This is a genomic window from Geobacillus lituanicus (assembly GCF_050994965.1).
GTDB lineage: Bacteria > Bacillota > Bacilli > Bacillales > Anoxybacillaceae > Geobacillus > Geobacillus stearothermophilus.
The window spans coordinates 838,655-858,446 of record NZ_CP194773.1; the positions used below are offsets into that span (position 1 = coordinate 838,655).

18 protein-coding genes are annotated in these 19,792 nt (G+C 55.3%); 6 read left to right on the forward strand and 12 right to left on the reverse strand.

Translation table 11 applies throughout. The features are described from left to right. Positions 1-295: 295 nt before the first annotated feature. The 3 genes from ACR1UW_RS04150 (at position 296) to ACR1UW_RS04160 (ending at position 4,884) form a co-directional block, all read left to right on the forward strand. A complete protein-coding gene (locus ACR1UW_RS04150) occupies positions 296-1,798 on the forward strand; it encodes an NADH dehydrogenase subunit 5 (RefSeq protein ID WP_498934669.1) in 1,503 nt (500 codons plus the stop codon). Next, positions 1,791-4,415: a DUF2309 domain-containing protein gene (locus tag ACR1UW_RS04155; RefSeq protein ID WP_498934671.1), complete on the forward strand. Its 2,625-nt coding sequence runs from the start codon at positions 1,791-1,793 to the stop codon at positions 4,413-4,415. The genes ACR1UW_RS04150 and ACR1UW_RS04155 overlap by 8 nt, the downstream gene beginning before the upstream one ends. Before the next feature lie 151 nt (positions 4,416-4,566). Next, complete coding sequence (locus ACR1UW_RS04160) at positions 4,567-4,884, forward strand: DUF3870 domain-containing protein (RefSeq protein WP_033005473.1); 318 nt, start codon at positions 4,567-4,569, stop codon at positions 4,882-4,884. 85 nt (positions 4,885-4,969) lie between these two features. On the opposite strand, the gene ACR1UW_RS04165 is transcribed toward ACR1UW_RS04160, so the two are convergent. From ACR1UW_RS04165 to ACR1UW_RS04175, 3 genes are all read right to left on the reverse strand, one after another. Further along, positions 4,970-6,169, reverse strand: coding sequence for an acyl-CoA dehydrogenase family protein (locus ACR1UW_RS04165; RefSeq protein WP_033009908.1), 1,200 nt, complete (start codon positions 6,167-6,169; stop codon positions 4,970-4,972). Positions 6,170-6,280: 111 nt separating this feature from the next. Then, positions 6,281-7,462 (reverse strand): CaiB/BaiF CoA transferase family protein, encoded by a 1,182-nt coding sequence (locus ACR1UW_RS04170; RefSeq protein ID WP_015373961.1) that lies wholly within the window; start codon positions 7,460-7,462, stop codon positions 6,281-6,283. Between the two features lie 320 nt (positions 7,463-7,782). After that, the gene (locus ACR1UW_RS04175) at positions 7,783-9,795 is read right to left on the reverse strand and encodes a penicillin-binding transpeptidase domain-containing protein (RefSeq protein ID WP_047817789.1); all 2,013 of its coding nucleotides are present in this window, start codon (positions 9,793-9,795) and stop codon (positions 7,783-7,785) included. Between the two features lie 181 nt (positions 9,796-9,976). Here ACR1UW_RS04175 and ACR1UW_RS04180 point away from each other — a divergent pair, with 181 nt between their 5' ends. Then, on the forward strand, positions 9,977-10,807 hold the full coding sequence (locus tag ACR1UW_RS04180) for a glycosyltransferase family 8 protein (RefSeq protein WP_033009875.1): 831 nt from the start codon (positions 9,977-9,979) through the stop codon (positions 10,805-10,807). A gap of 53 nt (positions 10,808-10,860) precedes the next feature. Here the strand turns inward: ACR1UW_RS04180 and ACR1UW_RS04185 are convergent, their stop codons facing one another. From ACR1UW_RS04185 to ACR1UW_RS04200, 4 genes are all read right to left on the reverse strand, one after another. Further along, positions 10,861-11,046: a YfhD family protein gene (locus ACR1UW_RS04185; protein WP_033009876.1), complete on the reverse strand. Its 186-nt coding sequence runs from the start codon at positions 11,044-11,046 to the stop codon at positions 10,861-10,863. An 89-nt stretch (positions 11,047-11,135) separates the two neighbouring features. After that, complete coding sequence (locus tag ACR1UW_RS04190) at positions 11,136-11,264, reverse strand: YfhE family protein (RefSeq protein ID WP_078172606.1); 129 nt, start codon at positions 11,262-11,264, stop codon at positions 11,136-11,138. A gap of 131 nt (positions 11,265-11,395) precedes the next feature. After that, positions 11,396-11,950, reverse strand: coding sequence for a GNAT family N-acetyltransferase (locus ACR1UW_RS04195; protein WP_063330009.1), 555 nt, complete (start codon positions 11,948-11,950; stop codon positions 11,396-11,398). Positions 11,951-12,218: 268 nt separating this feature from the next. After that, positions 12,219-13,112, reverse strand: coding sequence for an epimerase (locus ACR1UW_RS04200; RefSeq protein WP_498934675.1), 894 nt, complete (start codon positions 13,110-13,112; stop codon positions 12,219-12,221). Between the two features lie 93 nt (positions 13,113-13,205). Between ACR1UW_RS04200 and recX the strand changes: the two genes are divergently transcribed. Together recX and ACR1UW_RS04210 are read left to right on the forward strand one after the other, a co-directional pair. Continuing rightward, positions 13,206-14,033, forward strand: a complete 828-nt coding sequence (gene recX / locus ACR1UW_RS04205) for a recombination regulator RecX (protein ID WP_100659745.1) — start codon at positions 13,206-13,208, stop codon at positions 14,031-14,033. 2 nt (positions 14,034-14,035) lie between these two features. Beyond that, entirely contained in the window at positions 14,036-14,374 is a 339-nt protein-coding gene (locus tag ACR1UW_RS04210) for a YfhH family protein (protein ID WP_033009882.1), read from the forward strand. An 80-nt stretch (positions 14,375-14,454) separates the two neighbouring features. Here ACR1UW_RS04210 and ACR1UW_RS04215 read toward each other — a convergent pair whose 3' ends face one another. The 5 genes from ACR1UW_RS04215 to fdhF all read right to left on the reverse strand — a co-directional run bounded on the left by ACR1UW_RS04215 (position 14,455) and on the right by fdhF (position 19,638). Further along, positions 14,455-14,616 (reverse strand): YpzG family protein, encoded by a 162-nt coding sequence (locus ACR1UW_RS04215; protein ID WP_071880153.1) that lies wholly within the window; start codon positions 14,614-14,616, stop codon positions 14,455-14,457. 71 nt (positions 14,617-14,687) lie between these two features. Further along, positions 14,688-14,849 carry a small, acid-soluble spore protein K gene (locus tag ACR1UW_RS04220; protein ID WP_033009883.1) on the reverse strand — a complete coding sequence of 54 codons (162 nt, stop codon included), beginning with the start codon at positions 14,847-14,849 and terminating at the stop codon, positions 14,688-14,690. 116 nt (positions 14,850-14,965) lie between these two features. Then, positions 14,966-15,946 carry a metal-dependent hydrolase gene (locus ACR1UW_RS04225; protein WP_063330010.1) on the reverse strand — a complete coding sequence of 327 codons (981 nt, stop codon included), beginning with the start codon at positions 15,944-15,946 and terminating at the stop codon, positions 14,966-14,968. Positions 15,947-16,193: 247 nt separating this feature from the next. Continuing rightward, positions 16,194-16,682: a helical membrane plugin domain-containing protein gene (locus tag ACR1UW_RS04230; RefSeq protein WP_033009885.1), complete on the reverse strand. Its 489-nt coding sequence runs from the start codon at positions 16,680-16,682 to the stop codon at positions 16,194-16,196. Beyond that, a complete protein-coding gene (fdhF, locus tag ACR1UW_RS04235; protein ID WP_498934679.1) occupies positions 16,675-19,638 on the reverse strand; it encodes a formate dehydrogenase subunit alpha in 2,964 nt (987 codons plus the stop codon). The genes ACR1UW_RS04230 and fdhF overlap by 8 nt, the downstream gene beginning before the upstream one ends. Positions 19,639-19,792 lie beyond the last annotated feature (154 nt).

Below are 19,792 nucleotides of genomic sequence, written 5' to 3' on the forward strand. Positions count from 1 at the left end.
AACAACTTTTGTATAGTGAATATAGAATCAAATGGAAACGATAAGGTCGGGAGTCCTTCAAAAAACCTACATAAACGTCGTTTAGGTTCGTTGAAGGGAAACCGACGGATGCCTGCCTCACTACGATAAGGAACGGGAGATCTTCAAACAATCGGTTGGCGATTGGTTGAAGGTAAACCGGCTATGGCAATCGATAGGCAATGGGACGGCCTTTTTGGTCGCGTTGCCTGATTGACATAGCCGGTTTTTTCTTTTTCTCCCGAACGAAGACAAAGGACGAGGGGAGGAGAATGTGATGGCAGCACACTGGTTCATATGGGGATGGCTCGCCGCAGTGGCCATCGTTTTCATCAGCGCAGCCGCATGGCTGCATCCGCGCATGCCGGAGCGGTATGTGCATGTGCACGTCTGGCTGTTGCTTCTTCCGGGAGCGGCGGCTGCCGCCGGATGGATCGGCGCCGGCAACGCAGAGGCCGGGCCGTGGCGGTTTGATGCGGTCAGTTGGTTGGTGGCCGTCTATATTTCACTTCTCAGTTGGGCGATTCAACGGTTTGCCGTTCGCTATTTGCATGGCGACCGCGCTTACCGGCGCTATTTTTCCTTGTTGACGTGGACGGTGTCGGCCGCTTCTCTGACATGGGCAAGCGGCGACATGCGCCTCGTTGCCGTCTGCTGGGGGCTTCCATTGATGGGCCTTGTGGCGTTAACGGCATTGAAAAAAGAATGGAGGCCGGCGCAGTTTGTCGCCCGGCAAATGGCGGTCGTGTTCAGCCTGAGTTGGCTGGCCGTCGTCATCGCTGCCGTCTGGCTCGGAACGGCGGCCGGCGAATGGCAGCTTGCTTCTGCGCTGTCGGCGGAGCGCCTTGCCCGCCTAGACGCCTGGGAGAAGGCGGTGATGAACGGACTGCTTATTTTGGCCGCCATTATCCCGGCTGGACAATGGCCGTTCCATCGTTGGCTGATGGAATCGGCGGTGACGCCGACGCCGGTGTCGGCGGTGATGCATGCGGGGCTCGTCAATGCCGGCGGGCTGTTGCTTTGGCGCTTTTCCCCGCTCTTTAGCGGGACGGGGGCGCATATCGCATTGTTTGTGATCTCCTTTTGCTCGATTTTGATTGGTATGGGCATTAGTTTGGTGCAGGCGGACTATAAACGCCAGCTGGTCGCGTCCACGATGGCGCAAATGGGTGTCATGCTTGTGCAATGCGCCCTCGGCGCTTACGGGGCGGCGGTCGTGCATTTGGTGCTGCACGGGCTGTTTAAAGCGACGCTTTTTCTGCAGTCCGGTTCGGTTGTTCCGAGGATCGGCCGGCCGGGATTCCAACGAGGAAGCGGGTCATGGCAGGGAGGTCTTCTCCTTGGCGTGCTGCTTGGGGTGTCTTTTTGGTTCGCTTCCCCGAATGAACAGGCCCGCCTGCTGAGCGCGCTTTTGCTTGGGGCCTCGGCGGCGGTCGCTTGGGGACGGCTGGCCGATTTCCGCGAAGGCCGCTGGATGGGCCTGGCGGCGGTGGCTGTGTTGGCGTTTGGTTCGGAAACGGTGCGCCATCAGTTTTTGACGCTGCTCGGCCAGGGGGAAGCGACGGTTTTTGTGCCGCCTGCCGCGTTTGAATGGACAGTAGGCGTCTTGTTTGCGATGGCGGCATTGACCGCTGCCTGGCTGGCAAACCGGCGCACATCGGCGCTTGCCGTTCGGGTGTATATGCATCTCGTTCATCTCGGGGAGCCGCGCCCAGCGGCTATGGAGGCGCATCCCCGTTATTTGGCATCCTATCTGAAGGAGGGAATGGCTCATGAGTAAAAGTGCAATGCCGCTTGAACGGCTAACGGGGGAATCGAAGCCCACCGGCGCAGAAGCCCGCCCGCTTGCTATGCTTGTCAGCGAAGCGGCAAAGGCGGTTGCGCCGCTTTGGCCGATTTCCGCCTTTATCGCCCGCCATCCGTGGATGGGGCTTGAAGAGCAGACGTTTGCCGACGCAGCCGACCGCCTGCAGCAGGCGCATGGAATTGATTTGTATCCGCCGATGGCGGTTTTCCATGCGGCGATGGCAAAAGGGGAGATTGACCTTGTATTCGTCGAGCGGCGGCTGCAGCGTTGGCTTGACAACAAGCCGCTCCCGGTGCGGCGCCAAGAAGCAGAGCGAATGTGCCGCGCCCTCCTTTGGAATGAGACGGTGCCCAACGAGGCGCTTCGTCTGCCGGAACTGGCGGAGCTGGCGCATGCGGCGGCATGGCGTCCGGCGGCTGTTCGGACGGCGGGCGCCGCGTTGCACGGCGTAAGCCAACGCCTTGACCAACAAACCGTCAAATGGTGCAAACTGTTTTATGGTTCGAACACGGCGCCATGGGCGCTTCCACATCGTGAGCTGGGGTTTTACGGAGCATGGCGCCGGCTCATCGCCGCCGACCCGGCGCTCTCGAAAGAGGAACGGAAGCGGCTTGCCGATTGGCCGCACGACGGGGAAGAGGCGCTGCGTCAAGCGTTGATGAAGCTTGGCGTACAGGAGGAAGAGACCGCCGCTTACTTGGAGGCGCATTTGTTGGCGTTGCCCGGCTGGGCTGGCATGGTTGTATGGCAGTCGCGCCGGACGGGCGACGAATTGCGGGGATTGATTGACTATTTGGCGGTCCGTCTGTCGCTTGAATGGACGCTTGTGGCGCCATATTTGCCGCTTGAACGGGAGGATCATGCGGACATCGGCGCTGCTCTTTCACTGTTGGCCGCTTGGCTGCATTGGGGAGGGATGACGCTGGAAGACTGGCGGAACCTGTCCGGCAAAGAGCAGCGCGCCCGGTTGGCGTTTATCGATCGGTTTTGGCGAATTGACCGGTGTCATCTTTGGCTTGAAGCGTGGGAAGATACGTATGAAGCGAAATTGAAAGAAGCGGTATTGGCGCATCAGCCGATGGATGAGACGAAGAAGGCGGCAGCGCAGCTATTGTTTTGCATCGATGTCCGTTCCGAGCCGTTCCGCCGCCATTTGGAAGCGGCCGGACCGTTTGAAACGTATGGCTGCGCCGGCTTTTTCGGCTTGCCGATTCAAACGCGCGCACTTGACAGCGATGACGCTCACCCGTCATGCCCGGCGATCGTCGCGCCGCAGCATGAAATCAACGAAACCGCCGCTTTGGAAGCGGCGCGTCCGTACCGTCGCCGGCGCGATGCATTCCGCTTTGTCGGCCAGACGTTTAAAAAGATCAAACAGCATATGTTGGCCGGCTTATTGCTTCCGGAAATGAGCGGACCATGGCTCGGCCTTCATACCTTCGCCCGCAGCGCCGCGCCGGCTTGGGCTGGCCGGGTCGTCCGCCAGGCGGAAGCGGCAGCCGAACATAAGCCGAAGACGGACTTGTCGCTCCACCGCCATGGAAAGGATGAATCGTCTGGACTGCCGATCGGCTTTACAACCGAGGAACAAGTGCAATACGTGAAGCAGCTGCTCGTCAACATTGGCTTGACGTCTTCGTTCGCTCCGCTTGTGGTTGTTTGCGGCCATGAAAGCGAGACGGCCAACAACCCGTACGCTTCGGCGCTCGATTGCGGGGCGTGCGGCGGTGCGGCCGGGGCGTTCAACGCCCGCGTATTCGCCGCGTTGGCCAACTTGCCGGAAGTGCGCGCTGGACTGGCGGCTGAAGGGATCAACATTCCGGATGAAACGGTGTTTGTCGCTGCGGAACATATTACGACCGTCGATGAAGTCCGCTGGCTTGATGTGCCGCCGTTGCCCGCAGTGGCTGAGGCGGCGTTTCGACAGCTGAAGCAGGCGCTTGGCGAAGCGAGCCGCCGTGCGAACGCTGAGCGGATGGCAAAGCTCCCCCATGTCGGACAGACGCCGCGCGATCCGGTGGCGGAAGCGCAACGGCGCGCCATTGATTGGAGCGAGATCCGTCCAGAATGGGGATTGGCCCGGAACGCTGCGTTCTTGATCGGCCGCCGCAAGTTGACAAAAGGAAAGGACTTAAACGGCCGGGTGTTTTTGCATAGCTACGATTGGCGCGAAGATCCGACCGGTGAGGCGCTCGCCGGCATTATCGCCGGGCCGGCGACCGTCGGACAATGGATTAACTTGCAATATTACGCTTCAACAGTCGCACCGCACTACTACGGGAGCGGCGATAAAACGACCCAGACGGTGACCGGCGGCATCGGCGTCATGCAAGGGAACGGGAGCGACTTGTTAGCCGGCTTGCCATGGCAGTCGGTCGCCGCGTCCGATCGCGAACTGTTTCATGCTCCGCTTCGGTTGCTTGTCATCATCGAAGCGCCGTCCTATTATATCGAGCAGCTGCTCGACAGAAATGAAGAGTTTCGTCGCAAAGTGCAAAACGGTTGGCTCCGTCTCGCCTCGATTGACCCAGACAGCGGGGCGTGGGTGAACTGGGAGGCAGGCCGTCTTGCATCAAGGCAGAAGCGCTAAAAAGCAACGATTTGCCGCTTGCCGAGTTTGCTTGGCGGGCGGCTTTTTTTTGCTGCCTGCCAAACGAGGCAGGGAAAATGGATGTACGCCGCGAAACAAGATAATAGTTGGTATAACAGCAACAAGAAAGACGAGGAAAGAGGGAAAGCGGATGAAAACGCAGTTTATCGCCGGCCATGCGCGGCTGCCGGCCGGAATGGCGGCCAAAAGCCTTTACGATACGCTGACGATTACGGCGGAAATTGATAAAAAGTACGGGGTGATCGTGGAGGCATCATGCACACTGGCTACTGAACACGGGCGCGATTATGTCGCCCGGCTGCTGCGCGGCCATTCACTGCGCGACGGCATTGACGAGCTGTTGGCGGAGCTTGACGAAGGGTATTTAGGGAAAGCCCATTCTGCTCTGTGCGCGGCGCTGAAAGATTTGTACAAACAATATTGCAAAATGGAGGAGAAAGAGCCATAAGCCGCTGCCCCCTCATCGGTTGATGGGGGGCAGCGGCGTTTTGGTGCGGGTCAGCGGTTTGGCCCCCCATGATTTCGTTCGTGATTCAGTTTTCAGCTGGCCGCCATGCCGGCAGCGTTTTGCGCAACGGTTTGTCTTGGCGGTAACCGAGCACATATTCGGCCTGCATGATCGTATGAATTTCCCGTGTTCCTTCGTAAATGACCGGCGCTTTCGAATTGCGCAAGTAGCGCTCGACCGGATATTCGTTCGAGTAGCCGTAGGCGCCGTGGATTTGGACCGCATCGTCAGCCGCTTTGTTGGCGTAATCGCAGGCGATCCATTTGGCGAGCGATGTTTCCCGCGTGCAGCGGCGGCCTTCGTTTTTCAAAAAGCCGACTTTGTACACGAGCAGGCGGCTGATTTGCAGGCCGGCTTCCATACGGGCGATCATTTGCTGGACGAGCTGATGGCGGCCGATTTCTTTGCCGAACGTTTTTCGTTCATGGCAGTATTTGACGCTGGCTTCCAAGCACGCCATAATGAGGCCGACGGCGCCGGCGGCGACGGTGAAACGGCCGTTGTCAAGCGCGGACATGGCGATTTTGAATCCTTCGCCTTCTTCCCCGAGCAAGTTTTCTTTCGGGACGCGGACGTTGTCGAAAAACAGCTCGCCAGTGTTTCCGGAACGAATGCCAAGCTTCCCTTTGATCGGGCGCGACGAAAAGCCGGGCATCGTCCGTTCGACGATAAAGGCGGAAATACCGCGATGTTTTTTCGATTTGTCCGTATAGGCGAACACAAGGAAGTGGTCAGCGATATCAGAGAGGGAAATCCACGTTTTTTGTCCGTTTAAAATATAGTCATCGCCATCGCGGACAGCGGTCGTCTGGATCGAAGCGACGTCCGAGCCGGCGTTTGGTTCAGTGAGGCCGAACGCGCCGATTTTTTCCCCGCGGGCTTGCGGGATAAGGTATTTTTGTTTTTGTTCCTCAGTTCCCCATTGCAAAAGAGTGAGGCTATTAAGCCCGGTGTGGACCGACACGGCGGTGCGAAACGCCGTATCGCCGCGCTCAAGCTCTTCGCAGACGATGGCGAGCGAGTTGTAGTCCATGCCCATGCCGCCGTATTCTTCCGGGATGCACACTCCCATTAAATTGAGCTCGGCGAGCCGTTTGAAAATGTTGCGGTCGAATTCGCCGCGTTCGTCCCATTCTTTGATATACGGCATGATCTCTTTGTCGACGAATTTGCGCACCGTTTGCCGGAGCATTTCTTGTTCCGGTGTAAAGTCGAAGTTCATCATCGTTTCCATCCCCCTATGCATCCGTTGTTGTGTAAAGGCGGTTGCCATTGCATGCCAGTGCACTGGCGGGCGTTCAGCCGGCCGTTTCCAGAAACTTTGTCTTCGCGTTGGTTATGGCGATTCGTTATCGTTGCCTTCGGCTTCTGGATCGTTTTGCCACCTGGTTTCGGCTTCGTTGTTATGTTCGCCGGCGAGCGGCGGCGGCAGCCGGTAGGAGACCGGTGTCCCAGACAGCTTGAGCGGGCTGGCGACAAGTTTCAGCGGACCGACGGTTGGGTGGTGCATGGTGACCGTCATATGACGCGCGTCGGTTTGCGGATGGCGAAACAGTTCGTCCATCGTTTGCACCGGGCCGCACGGGATCCCTTTTTCAGCGAGAAGGCGCTGCCATTCGGCGCGCGTCCGCCGCTTGATTTCTTCATTCAGCCGCCGGTTTAGTTCGTCCCGATGGGCGACGCGGCCTGGGTTTGTCTGAAAACGCGGGTCAGACCCGATCGAGCGGTCGGACAATAGCGAGCAAAGCGCCTGAAATTGCCGGTCATTGCCGACGGCGATGACGATCGGACCGTCGCTTGCCTCGTACGTTGAATACGGAACGATGTTCGGATGCTCATTGCCAAGCGGCTGCGGAATGTCACCTGACATTAAGTAGTTCGCCGCCACATTCACCAATGCACTGACAGCGCAGTCAAAGAGCGATAAATCAATTTTTTGTCCGCGCCCCGTTTTTTCACGAGCCAAAAGCGCCGCTTCGACGGCGATGGCCGCATACAACCCTGTAAACACGTCGGTGACGGCCACTCCCACTTTGAGCGGGCCGGTGTCCGCGGTGCCGTTGATGCTCATCCAGCCGCTCATCGCCTGAATGATGTAGTCGTAGCCGGGAAGCGAAGCGAGCGGACCGGTTTCGCCGAACCCGGTGATCGAGCAGTAGATGAGGCGCGGGTTGAGGCGGGACAGCGCTTCATAGTCAAGCCCCCATTTGTCCATCGTCCCGGTTTTGAAATTGTGGATGACGACATCGGCTGTCTCCGCCAGACGGCGAACGGTTTCCCGCCCTTGTTCTGTTTTTAGATCGACGGTTACACTTCGCTTGTTGCGGTTGACGGCCGTGTAGTAGGCGCTCATCCCATTTTGGAACGGCGGCCCCCAAAACCGGGTGTCGTCCGACCCGCCCGGCGCTTCGATTTTGATGACATCGGCCCCTAAATCGCCTAAAATCATCGTCGCATACGGGCCCGCCAATACGCGCGACAAGTCAAGGACGCGCACGCCATCAAGCGCTCCCGCCATTCGTTTCCCCCCTTTCCTGACATGCAAAAAGCCGGTTCCCAGGCAAGGTAAAGACAGGAACCGGCTTGAACGGACTGAGAAGGCATTCCGGCGCGGAAATGCCGTCAGGCCGCACAGTTCTTTTTCAATAATATGGAAGGCAAACATAGCGATGAATGCTGCCGTGACGGGTAGCGAAGTCAATGAACAGTGATGCCAGCCGTCTGATCTGCCGGGCGGTGAAGCGGGCAGGAGACGACTCGATACATTTATTATAAAATATTGTTTGATAATTGTAAATAATCTAACTTGTATAAAAAACATCCGCCAGCCTTAATCGGCTAGCGGAGGGAAGTAAAGATGCGCTTCGCTGCGTTGACGGCGTAGCGGCTGCCGCCGTCGTTTTCCACCCCTTCGATCAACAGGGCAAGCAACAGATCACGGCGGTCGGCCGGGTAGGCAACGAACAAACCATTTTCCTTTCCTTGTGTTCCTTTTTCCTGCTTCAGCTCGGCGGTCCCGGTTTTGCCGGCAAGCGGAATAGATTTGATGTAAGCATCATGAGCCGTTCCGTTCGGATCAGCGACAACACGGACTAAATCGCCGGCGACGATGGCGGCTGTCTGGCTGGAGATGACGCCTTGTTTCCAGACGGTTTTCGGTTGGCCTTTTTCGAGCACCGGTTGAAGCAAATCACCTCCCGTTACAAACGGGGTGTAGGCAGCGGCAAGGTGAAGAATGCTCATTTGCATTTCCCCTTGTCCATAGGCAGTATCGGCCAGTTGTGGTCCCGTTTTCAAGCTCCCGCTATTGGAAAAACGCGACGCCGGAATTGGGTACGGAAATGGTGGCTTTTCTCCAAACCCGAATGAGCGAAGGCCGGACTCCATCCGTTCCGGGCCGAGCTCGAGGCCGGCCATGGCAAAGTAGATATTATCAGAGTAAACAAGGGCTTTGGTCAGGTCGACGCGCTCCGGTCCATCGTGGACGCGGGTGATGAAATAGTTGCCCCATGAACGATCCGGCTGCCAACGTCGGCCGTGAATCGTTTTTGTTTCTTTTGGCGTGATGGCGCCTTGTTCAAGAGCGATGGCGGCAATAATTGGTTTGATGGCTGATCCCGGTGCATAGGTCGCAGCAAAGCGGTTAACGAGCGGGCGGAGCGGGTCATTTTGCCATTTTGCGTATTCCGATGATGAAAGGCCGAGCACGAACCGGTTTGGATCAAACGACGGGGAACTGACAAGTGCCAAAATTTCTCCCGTTTGCGGATGGATGGCCGCCGCTGTGCCGGCGCGACCTTTCATTTCGCGGTAAATGGCCTGCTGGACTTTGGCGTCAATCGTTACCGCAATCGTTTCGCCGTCTCTCGGCTTTGTTTCTGCGATGGTCACGGTCGATCCGTCCGCTTTTTCGATATAAAGGCGGGCTCCGTCATGGGCGCGCAGTCGCCCTTCCCAAAGCTCCTCAAGACCGCGTTTCCCAATCCGGGAGGTTGGCGAGTAGCCTTCATCTTTCTTTGCCTCCCATTCTTCTTTCGTGATCGTGCCCACATACCCGACTAAATGAGCGGCTGCTGCGCCAAGCGGATATTCCCGTTCGGGCGTTTCTTTAACGGCGACGGCTTGGATGCGGCGAGCTTCCTCAACCCGCTTATCAGTTTTCGACACCTTTTGAATCGGTACGAAATAATCGGGACGCACCCAAGGCGCGTTTAGCTTTTCTGTAATTATTTCGGGCGAAACGCCAAGCAGCGAGGCAAGCTTCTGTTTGATGGTTTCCGCATTGTCGCCCATTTGCCCTGGAATTACTCCGATCTCATATGCCGTACCGTTCATGGCAAGCGGCTGGCCGTTGCGGTCGATAATTTCTCCCCGTTTTCCCGGCGTGATGTTCAGCCGCACTTTGTCATTGGGGCCAAGCTGTGGGAAAATATAAGACGGATCCCACTTTATGCGCCATTGTTCTTTGTCATTGGATTGTTCTTTGACAAGCTTTGCCTCGTGGCGAAACTGCACGGGCCCGGCGACTGTGTCCATTTTTACGGAAAACGGCAAGGAGATTTCCGTTTTGTCACTGTCTTTTTTATCAGTTTGAACAGGGACTGGGGCAACGGATAAGTGAGACACCTGGATGTCGCCGTAAATTTTTTTATAGCGGTCAACAAATTGCTCTTTGCCGACTGTTTTTTTCGTTTCTTCTGAGAGCATGTCGTACATTTTCGCAAATTGCTGTTTCGTCCAGTAGGAGGTGTACGTTTTTAATGCATCGTGCGGCGATGGCGGTTTGCTGCAGGAGAAAAGTGTGATTGCTAAAAACGAAATGAGAGCCAACACCCAACGAACATTCCCCATATGTTTCCAATCCCCCTTTTTCTGTTCTCTTTCCACTATATCATGGACAGGAAATATGATCCAACGAAAAGGATGATAGGAAAACATTGCTGTCCAAAGCCAAAAGGGGGGCAACATTTGCCTGCGTTCAGATATAATTGTAGAGAAAGGGGAAACGATGACGCAAAGGAAGTGATGATGCATGTTCCGCATTTTAGTGACGGCAGACGCCAATTATCTTCCACCGCTGAAAGTGCTTATGCATTCGTTATTTTGCAATAACCGGCGCCCGTTTACATTTTATTTGCTTTATTCGCGCATTGCGGAGGAGGAGATCCGGGCGCTTAGTGATTTCGTTCGCAAGCAAGGGCATGAACTGGTGCCAATTTATGTCGACCCGCAGCTGTTTCATGACGCTCCGGTGTTTCGCCACTATACGGCCGAGATGTACTACCGGCTGGCGGCGCATTTGTTTCTTCCGCCCGATGTCGACCGGGTGCTGTACTTGGATCCGGACATTGTCGCCATCAATCCGATCGATGAGCTGTATGAGATGGACTTTGAGGGGAACTGGTTTATCGCCGCCGAGCATACGCATTCGACCAAAGTGGCCAATTTGTTCAACAAACTTCGCTTGAAAACGCCGAACGCGAAAGGCTATTTCAACACGGGCGTCATGATGATGAACATCGCGGCGATGCGCGAACACGTCCGGCTCGCGGACATTTACCAGTTTATCCGCGACAACCGGTTTAAGCTTGTCCTTCCTGACCAAGATGTGCTCAACGGGCTGTATTGGGACAAAATCAAACCGGTCGATGGCTACCGTTACAACTATGATGCCCGTTATTACGATTTTTTGCAGCTGTTGCCCAACCCAAAACATAATTTGGCGTGGATCGAGGAAAACACCGTCTTTATTCATTATTGCGGCAAAGAAAAACCGTGGAAAGACAATTACAAAGGGGAGCTCGGCCTCTTTTACAGGCGATACAGCCAAGTGCTCGAACCGGAGGGGGAGGCGGCGACATAACGGTGCGGTCTGCACAGGAAAGAGGTGTCCCATTGAAAGGACACCTCTTTCCGTTACCGTTTGCGCTCTTGCCGGCGGATGCCAGCAGCGGCCGCGCGCGCCTGCGCCTCGAGGTCTTCATGGTCGGCAAATTCCGCCGAATATTCGACGTCAATGCCGTCAGATTTCAATTGTTTGGGAACCTGCGGCAAAGTTGCCTTGTTTTTGTCGCGCGTCCGTTGTCCGCGAGATCGGCCCATCGTCCATGCCCCCTATAAAGAAGTGTGAATCGTACGATTCATTCATTAGCATGGCATGGACGGCGCCGCCATATAAATAGCAATCATTTCTAATGGCGCGCTTTTTTGGCAGTGTAACCGCCCGCTTGGTCCGCCATTTTAAAATCGCGGGCATAGCTTACTTCTTGGGCGCTTGTCAACGTATGCTTCACTTTTTCACGTTTTCGTTTTTCCGCCATCGCTCGTTCCCTCGCTTTGCATGATATGCCTTTAGTTCCATTTTGGACGAGGCCAGCCGTTTTTATGCATAAATAAAAGAGGATGTCCGAACGGACAGCCTCTTTTTCGATCGTCATGCGTCCTTCCGCGCTTACGCTTCTTTTCGTTGTTCCTTTTCCAGCGTAAAGGAGGGATGGCGCATCGTATAAAGCGTGTAGTTGTCTTTTGTAATTTCGTACAAATTGTATACATCCGCGCCGATTTGCTCGAGCAGCGCCCGCCGCGTTTCATTGGCCGGCGTGACGTACGGCAGTTTTTCCGCCGCTTTGATCGAGCGCACATTGACTTTGCGGATGCGCAAAAACACCGTTTCGATGGAAAGCTCATAAAACAGTTCGTGGAAAAACGCTTCCTTGGCGCGCTGATTGTAGCCGCGCCCGTGGTACGGTTTGCCAAGCCACGTTCCTAAAAAGCCGGCGCCGTCTTGAATGTCAAAGAGGCTGATCGTGCCGATCGGGTTCCCCCATTCGTCCAAAATCGTGCGCGAAATGAGCTCGCCTCGTTCTTCCGCCTCGATGAGCTGTTTCGTCATGAACAAAAACTCCTCATACGAGCCGGCTTTTTGGCGCACAAAAGGGAAGACATCCGGGTGCACCATCAGCTCGTACAGCGCATGACAGTCTTGCAGCTCGCGTTTTTTCAGCATGGCCAATCCCTCCTTTAGTCCCGAGGGCAGCCTCCTAGCGGGAAACCACCCTCGAAATTTTTTTATAAAAACATCGTTAAAAAAATTTCGGGGTGGGAATCGAACCCACTAGAACCAGCGCGAGCGCTGGTGGCGCACCATTTGCCTTCCCCTTATTCCTGTCCGTATGCGGTTATGAACAACAACTGCCCTGAAGTCTTCTTTATCATACACGATTAGATGAAAAAAGGGAATTGCTTTTTTGTTAATTTTTTTTGGATATTTTTTGTCAGCCTTGCGGCAAAAACAAATCCGTGAGACAATCTTCTAACGTTGGAAACGAAAAGCGGAACCCAGCTTGCAGCAGCTTTTCCGGAATGACGCGTTGCCCTTCGGCAACAAGCATGCTCATTTCGCCGAGGAGAAGGCGAAGTGCCCAGGCGGGAACCGGAAGCCAGTGCGGGCGGCGAAGCAGGCGGGAGACCGTACGACCGAACTCGTCCATTTGCACTGGATGGGGCGCGGTGAAATTGATCGGGCCGGACAATTCCTCGTGTTCGATGATGTACGAGACTGCGCGCACGACGTCTTCAAGATGAATCCACGATAGCCATTGCCGTCCGCTGCCGACCCGGCCGCCGACAAACAGCCGGTACGGCTTGATCATCATCGGCAAGGCGCCGCCATGTCGGGCAAACACGACGCCAAAGCGAGCGTAGACGGTGCGAATGCCAAGCTGCTCAATCGGACGGGCCGATGCTTCCCATGCTTGGACGGTCTGGGCTAGAAAGTCGCCGCCGTAATCGGTCGTTTGCTCGGTAAATGTTGCGGAGTCCGAAGTGCCGTAAATGCCGATGGCGCTGGCGTTGATAAACAACGACGGGGGGCGGGACAGTGAATCGATGTAGCGGCCCATCGCTTCGGTGGATCGAAGGCGGCTGTCAAGGATGATCTCTTTTTGCTTCGCCGTCCAACGTTTTCGGTTGAGCGGCTCTCCAGCCAAATTCACGGCCACGTCGATGGCGGCCGGCTTCCGGTTATCGTCGAAGGAAAGGTAGTGAATCCGGTCTTCTGAAGGTTTCGGAGAGCGGGTGAAAATGTAGATCTCATGTCCTTGCTTGGAAAAATGGCGGGCGAGCGCCTGGCCGATCAGCCCGGTTCCGCCATTGATGGCGATGCGCATCTTGATTCCCCTTCCATTGGTTTATTTTATGACTTCGCTTTTGGTGTCAGAAGTTCCTGCTTATGATACCATAAAAGATAAGGGGGACAAACAATGGGAACGATTGCCGACATTGTCGCAACCGAACAAAATGCTGAACGATTTTGGATTGTCGTGCACCGTGACGGCGCACCGTCGTTGAGATTGACAGTTGATCAAGATGTATTGCTTCAATTCCGCTTGAAAAAAGGGCTGGAGATCAGCGACGACCTGCTTCAACATATTGTGTATGCCGATGAGGTGAAAAAGGCGTATCAACAGGCGCTTTACTTTTTGGCGCACCGGATGCGTTCGGAGCATGAGGTCGCTGCACATTTGCGAAAAAAAGGTGCTCCGGATTCGGTGATTGATGAAGTGCTCAAAAAGCTTCGCGCCGAGCGGTATGTCGATGACGAGGCGTTTGCCGCCGCTTACGTACGCACGCAAAAAAAGACGGCGGCGAAAGGGCCGCTTCTCATCCGCGCTGAACTGGAACGGCTCGGTGTTTTGGGCTGCTTGATCGAGCAGAGTTTGGCGGAGTATACGTTGGATGAACAGATGGCCATCGCCCGCTCGCTTTACGAAAAAGCGAAAAAACAGCGCCGGGCTGAATCGGCTCGCGCGTTTTTGGAACGGGTGCGGCAGCAGCTGATGCGCAAAGGGTTTCCGCATGAGGTGATTGCCGCCGTTTTGGCGGATGGCGGCGCTCATACTGAACAAGAAGAACGGGCGGCGCTCAGTGTTCAGGCGGAGAAAGCGCACCGCCGTTATGCGCACCACCCGCGGTCGCTTTATGAGCAAAAGATGCGCCAAGCCCTTTATCGGAAAGGGTTTTCACTCGACTTGATCGATGAATGGCTGCGCGGGCAAGGCAGCGGTGAAAACCAAAAAGGGGGATCGTGACCATGAGAGAGGACCAAAAACGGTATAGCGAGATGACGAAAGAGGAGTTGCAGCGGGAAATCGCCGTGTTGGCTGAGAAAGCGCGCAAGGCGGAGCAGATGGGCATGGTGAATGAATATGCTGTCTATGAGCGAAAAATGGCCATGGCGAAAGCGTATATGCTTAACCCTGCTGATTTTCCCCCGGGAGAGATTTATGAAATTGAAGGAGCACCTGGGGAATATTTCAAAGTTCGCTATTTAAAAGGAGTATTTGCCTGGGGCTGGCGGCTGAAAGGAAACGGGGAGGAAGAAGCGTTGCCGATTTCGCTGCTCCGCAAGCCGAATTTGCCCTCCTCATGACAGGCGGGCTCAGTTTGCAACCAGACGGAAAGCGAGTCGAAAGAAAAAAACTTAGGGGGAACAACCCCTAAGTTTTTTCGCTACGACTGCTTGCGCGTCTGCCGCTCTAAAATGATGAGGTCGAGCGTTTGCTGTGTTTCACCGTTCACCTGCGAATGAGCGTGTTTCGGATTGGCCCACGGCTGCTGGAACGGATTCGAGTAAAAGTTGTCATAAAATTTTTTGCGCCGATGGTGACCCATGACCGTTCACCTCGCTGCTGAATGTGCCGGGGAGCAGGCGAATGTGTCCATGCTCCCCGGTTTTTCTCTCTTTAGAAGAAGTCGCTGCGCTTGCCTGAAGCGCGCATCCGCTCTTGTGGGTGAGTGTTGGTCGTCCCGTCAGCCCGCTTGGACGCGTATTCCGCTTTGGCGCGCGGCTCGCCTTCGAGCTTGTTGTTGTTTTGGTTCGGGAAGTTGCGCTCCTTATTTCGCACGGCCCATTCCCCCTTTTGAGGCGAGCTCGTGTTGGATGGCCAACACGTATTCTTATTATGAAACGAAGGGGGGCGCTTATGTGTGCAAATTGTTGGGATCAAAACAAGCCGCTCTGTCAGTTTGGCGTCACCTCGAGCTTTTTCCGCAGCCTTCCTTCGCTGAACATCCAGCCCGTGTATGAGCTGACAATGTTGAGGTTGCGGTCTAGCTGAACGACGGCCACGAATGGATAGTATCCTTTGCTCCGGTAGCGCAAATCAGTAAAGCGCACTTCATAATAGTCGTCGTATTCGTTCATTTCCCAACGGTACACCGGGGAAAACGACAAAAAGGCGGCGGCGTTTTCATCGCGCTTGGCGGCGTTGATCACCGGGTGGTCGGGAAGCGGCCGTTTTTGGAAGCGGTCGAGGATGATGAGCTCGCCGTGTTTGACGCGGGCAACGTAAAATTCGTCGCAGGTTGAAATGGCTAAATGCCATTCGCGCGGCCGCCACGTCGGCACAGTAATGATGTCCGTCACTCCTTGTATAGAGGCGTGCACGAGCTGTTTAATGTTGGCTTGCTCGCGGAAGCGGAACACATAATACGCGGCCACGAGCGCATAAACGACGAGAAACGCATAACCGGGGTGGACGTTGAGAAACAGGGCGCCGACGCCGAGTAAATGAAGCGCAAAAATAACTGGGTCAAACGTATGAACGACGCCAAGGGCGATCCATTTTTTTGTGAACGGGCGCAGCGCTTGCGTCCCGTAAGCGTTAAAAATATCGACAAACACGTGAAAGGCAACAGCCACAAACGTCCAAAGCCAAACGCGGAGCCAGTCCGTTTCCGGATAGACGGCGGCCATGATGCCGACGATCAACAGCGGCCAAATGACAACGGCGGGAATCGAATGGGTGATGCCGCGATGGTTGCGAATATATTTGGCGTTATTGCGCAACTTTAAAATTGTATCGATATCGGGTGCCTGTGATCCGGCGAGCGTGCCAATCAATACGGCATGGGATAAAAACGGGTCATGGGCAATGGCGGGGTCGAGCGATGCTAAGCTGCCGAGCGCCACTCCCATCAAAACATGTGTGCCTGTATCCAACGTGAAGGCGCCTCCTTTGTCAGCGTCGTTTGTTAGTATATCCCGCCCGGGGTCGGGCCAATAACCGTTCTCTTGTCCAGTTGGGGCAAACAACGGTATGGCTATTGTATCATACGACGCCGACAGCTGGGAGGGGCGGAATCACTAAAATTCATTGCCGACGCAAGCCGGCAACGGATGGTGTTTTGGTAAACAAAACAGCGCCCTGCTTTTGCACAGGACGCTGTTAGTTTTGGAAGAAGAGGTTTCAGTTGTCAGCTCCAAGCCGCTGGCCAATCGCTTTAAGCGCGGACAGGAAAAAGCGAATGGCGCGGTTGACATCAGGATCGTTCAGCGCCTTCAACAGGTCAAACAGCCCGATCTTTTTCGTCTCAACAGCTGTCTGTTCGTACGCCTCCATGGCGCCTTCGGCGATATGCTCAAGCAATTTGGCCGTTTTTTCTGGATCGAGCGAAGAGGCGAGGCCAGCCAAGGCGAACGCGTGGTTGATCATCGTCGTCACCGGTTTTTGATTGAGTTGGCCGACCACGATTTTGGCCACCTTTTCGCGCGACTTTAACAAAGCGCTGGCTGCTTCAAGCAAGCCGCTTTCGTGGAGCTGTTCGATGACGTCCAATAGTTCGCGGACTGCTTCTTCGCTGTCGCCGACCGCTGCTTTTAGCTTTGCGAGCGCTTCGGACCGCTTTTCTTCTTCGTTCATCTGGCGTTTCTGAATCGTGGCAATCGGTTTAGCCACCGACTTTCACCCCTTTTTCCTCGTCTGTGAGCGGCACGTAGTCGCGGCGCTGCCATTTCCGCTCGACTTCAACGCCGTTTTGCGGATGGCGCTGTTTAAAGCGCGGATTCGTGCGCGGCAACGGCGTGTCTCCCGAGCGTTCGATCACTTCCATGCGCACCCGCGTTTGTTTGTAGGCCGGCGTATTCGTGCGATGGTCGGTTTGCGGTCCGGTCAAAATGTTAATCGCGCTCTCATTGGCCATTGAATGCATCGGCAAAAACAGCTCGTTGCCTCTGACTCGATCGGTGACGAGCACGCGCACTTTGACGCGGCCGTACGGCGAGATGAGCCGGACGAGCGCCCCATCTTCAATGCCGCGTTCTTTGGCGAGTTCAGGGGATACTTCGACAAACACTTCTGGGAATTTATGCTCGATGCCTTTTGATTTGTACGTCAAGTTTCCTTCATGGAAGTGTTCAAGCAGCCGGCCATTGTTGACGAGCAAATCGTACTCTTCCGGATATTGCACCGGTTCGACCCAATCAGCCAGCGCAAAGCGGGCCTTGCCGTCCGGGAAATTGAACCGCTCTTTGTACAACAGCGGCGTATCGGCGCCATCATAGCTGCCCCAGCATAAGCTGTTCCAGCCTTCGAGCCGGTCATAGTGCGCCTGCGAGTACAGCGGGGCGAGGCTGGCGATTTCATCCATAATTTCCTTCGGACCGGCGTAATGCCAATCGGCGCCAAGCCGTTTGGCGATTTCTTGAATGATCCACCAGTCCGGTTTTGAATCGCCGAGCGGTTCGAGCGCTTGATAAAACCGTTGGATGCGGCGCTCGGTATTCGTGAATGTTCCTTCTTTCTCCAAGTTCGGCGCCGCTGGCAAGATGACATCCGCAAATTGCGCTGTTTTGGATAAGAAAATGTCTTGGACGACGACAAAATCAAGTTTCGCCAACGTCTCTTGCACGTGGTTGGCGTTGCAGTCGACGAGCGCCATGTCTTCGCCGACGATGTACATCGCTTTCAGTTCGCCGCGCTCGGCCGCTTCGAGCATTTGGATGTTGTCAAGGCCTGGTTTCGCATCAATGCGGACGCCGTACGCTTTTTCAAATTTTGCTCGCGCCGCATCATCGGTCACATGTTGGTAGCCCGGCAGCCAAGCTGGAAGCGACCCCATGTCGCACGCCCCTTGGACGTTGTTATGACCGCGCAATGGGAACGCGCCCGCCCCTGGACGGCCATAGTTGCCGGTTGCCAAAAGCAAGTTGGAAATCGCCGCCGATGTGTCGCTGCCGCCTGTGTTTTGCGTGACCCCCATGCCCCAGAGGACGCACGTGCCGTCCGCTTCATGGATCATTTCGGCGATGCGGATAAGATCGGCTTTGGCGACGCCAGTGATTTGTTCGGCATAGTCAAGTGTATATTTTTCCAAAAGCTGCTTAAACTCATCAAAGAAATGGACACGTTCGCGAATGAACGCTTCATCGTGCCAGCCTTGGTCGATGATGTATTTCGTCACGGCCATCAGCCATACTTGGTCGGTGCCTTGTTTGGGGCGGATGAACAAATCAGCCCGCTCGGCCATTTCATTGCGGCGCAAATCAGCGACAATAAGTTTTTGGCCGAACAGCTTATGGGCCCGTTTGACGCGGGTGGCGATGACCGGATGCCCTTCCGCCGGGTTGGCGCCGATGATGATGACCAGGCCGGCCGAGGCGATGTCATGAATCGTGCCTGAGTCGCCGCCCATGCCGACCGTGCGGAACAAGCCGTCGGTTGCCGGCGATTGGCAGTAGCGCGAACAGTTGTCGACATTGTTCGTTTCAAATACTTGGCGCGCCAGTTTTTGCATTAAATAGTTTTCTTCGTTGGAAATTTTCGATGACGAAATAAACCCGATGGCGTTGCCGCCGTATTGCCGCTTGATCGCGCCCAGTTTTTCGGCGACGAGATCGAGCGCTTCGTCCCACGTCGACTCGACAAAGACGTCGCCTTTACGGATGAGCGGTTTCGTTAAGCGCTCTTCGCTGTTAACGAAATCCCAGCCGAATTTTCCTTTGACGCATGTCGAAATGGCGTTGACCGGCGCTTCGGAAACCGGTTGGATTTTTAAAATTTTCCTCCCTTTCGTCCACACTTCAAACGAACAGCCGACGCCGCAGAACGTGCAAACCGTTTTCGTCTTTTTGATCCGTTGTTCGCGCATGGCAGCTTCAATTTCGGAAACGGCGAAAATGGCGGTGTAATTCGGCTCCACTTCTTTGACAAACTCGATCATCGGGTTGAGCACGTCTTTGTCCAGCCCCGTCATAAATCCGGCCTCGCCGAGCATCGATTTTTCCATTAAGGCGTTGCACGGACAGACGGTGACGCAATGTCCGCAGCTGACGCACGACGACTCGTTGATCGGCACGCCGCCGTCCCAGACGACGCGCGGCCGCTCGGCGCTCCAGTCAATGGACAGCGTCTCATTCACTTGCAAGTTTTGGCACGCTTCCACGCATTGGCCGCAGGCGATGCATTGGTTCGGGTCGTAGCGGTAAAACGGATGCGACATGTCGACTTCGGACGGGTCGACTTTCGGCCGATACGGATACGTTTGATGTTCAATTTGCATCATTTCCGCGGTGTTGTGGAGCTTGCAGTTGCCGTTGTTGTTGTCGCACACCGTACAGTACAAGAGATGGTTTTCCAACAGGCGGTCCATCGCTTCTTTTTGCGCTGCTTTTGCCCGCGGCGAGCCGAGTTCGACGGTCATGCCGTCCTCAACCGGCGTCGCACAGGCGCGCACGAGCTTCCCGTCCGCCTCAGCGATGCATGTGTCGCACGTTTGAATGGCGCCAAGCTCCGGCGTGTAACAAACTTGCGGATGCGGGATGCCGTGCTCATTGACGACTTCCAAAATGGTCATCCCTTCTTTGGCGCGGTACGGACGACCGTTAATGGTCACTGTCACGAGTTGCGCTTCCATCGATCGCTCCTCCTTTGTCAAAATAAAAAACTCCACCAGCGATGAGAATCGTGCTTCATCGTGGTGGAGTAGTTCTTTAGCATGGCGGTACTAAACAACCAATCCAGCGTCTGCTAGAATCGTAGAAAAATAACAAGGCGGCGTTCGGCCTTAT

What these genes read in the sequence shown, in the direction of transcription:
- ACR1UW_RS04150 (WP_498934669.1), top strand. Translation starts at nt 296, where the DNA reads ATGGCAGCACACTGGTTCATATGGGGATGGCTCGCCGCAGTGGCCATC.
- ACR1UW_RS04155 (WP_498934671.1), top strand. Translation starts at nt 1,791, where the DNA reads ATGAGTAAAAGTGCAATGCCGCTTGAACGGCTAACGGGGGAATCGAAG.
- ACR1UW_RS04160 (WP_033005473.1), top strand. Translation starts at nt 4,567, where the DNA reads ATGAAAACGCAGTTTATCGCCGGCCATGCGCGGCTGCCGGCCGGAATG.
- ACR1UW_RS04165 (WP_033009908.1), bottom strand. Translation starts at nt 6,169, where the DNA reads ATGATGAACTTCGACTTTACACCGGAACAAGAAATGCTCCGGCAAACG.
- ACR1UW_RS04170 (WP_015373961.1), bottom strand. Translation starts at nt 7,462, where the DNA reads ATGGCGGGAGCGCTTGATGGCGTGCGCGTCCTTGACTTGTCGCGCGTA.
- ACR1UW_RS04175 (WP_047817789.1), bottom strand. Translation starts at nt 9,795, where the DNA reads ATGGGGAATGTTCGTTGGGTGTTGGCTCTCATTTCGTTTTTAGCAATC.
- ACR1UW_RS04180 (WP_033009875.1), top strand. Translation starts at nt 9,977, where the DNA reads ATGTTCCGCATTTTAGTGACGGCAGACGCCAATTATCTTCCACCGCTG.
- ACR1UW_RS04185 (WP_033009876.1), bottom strand. Translation starts at nt 11,046, where the DNA reads ATGGGCCGATCTCGCGGACAACGGACGCGCGACAAAAACAAGGCAACT.
- ACR1UW_RS04190 (WP_078172606.1), bottom strand. Translation starts at nt 11,264, where the DNA reads ATGGCGGAAAAACGAAAACGTGAAAAAGTGAAGCATACGTTGACAAGC.
- ACR1UW_RS04195 (WP_063330009.1), bottom strand. Translation starts at nt 11,950, where the DNA reads ATGCTGAAAAAACGCGAGCTGCAAGACTGTCATGCGCTGTACGAGCTG.
- ACR1UW_RS04200 (WP_498934675.1), bottom strand. Translation starts at nt 13,112, where the DNA reads ATGCGCATCGCCATCAATGGCGGAACCGGGCTGATCGGCCAGGCGCTC.
- recX (WP_100659745.1), top strand. Translation starts at nt 13,206, where the DNA reads ATGGGAACGATTGCCGACATTGTCGCAACCGAACAAAATGCTGAACGA.
- ACR1UW_RS04210 (WP_033009882.1), top strand. Translation starts at nt 14,036, where the DNA reads ATGAGAGAGGACCAAAAACGGTATAGCGAGATGACGAAAGAGGAGTTG.
- ACR1UW_RS04215 (WP_071880153.1), bottom strand. Translation starts at nt 14,616, where the DNA reads ATGGGTCACCATCGGCGCAAAAAATTTTATGACAACTTTTACTCGAAT.
- fdhF (WP_498934679.1), bottom strand. Translation starts at nt 19,638, where the DNA reads ATGGAAGCGCAACTCGTGACAGTGACCATTAACGGTCGTCCGTACCGC.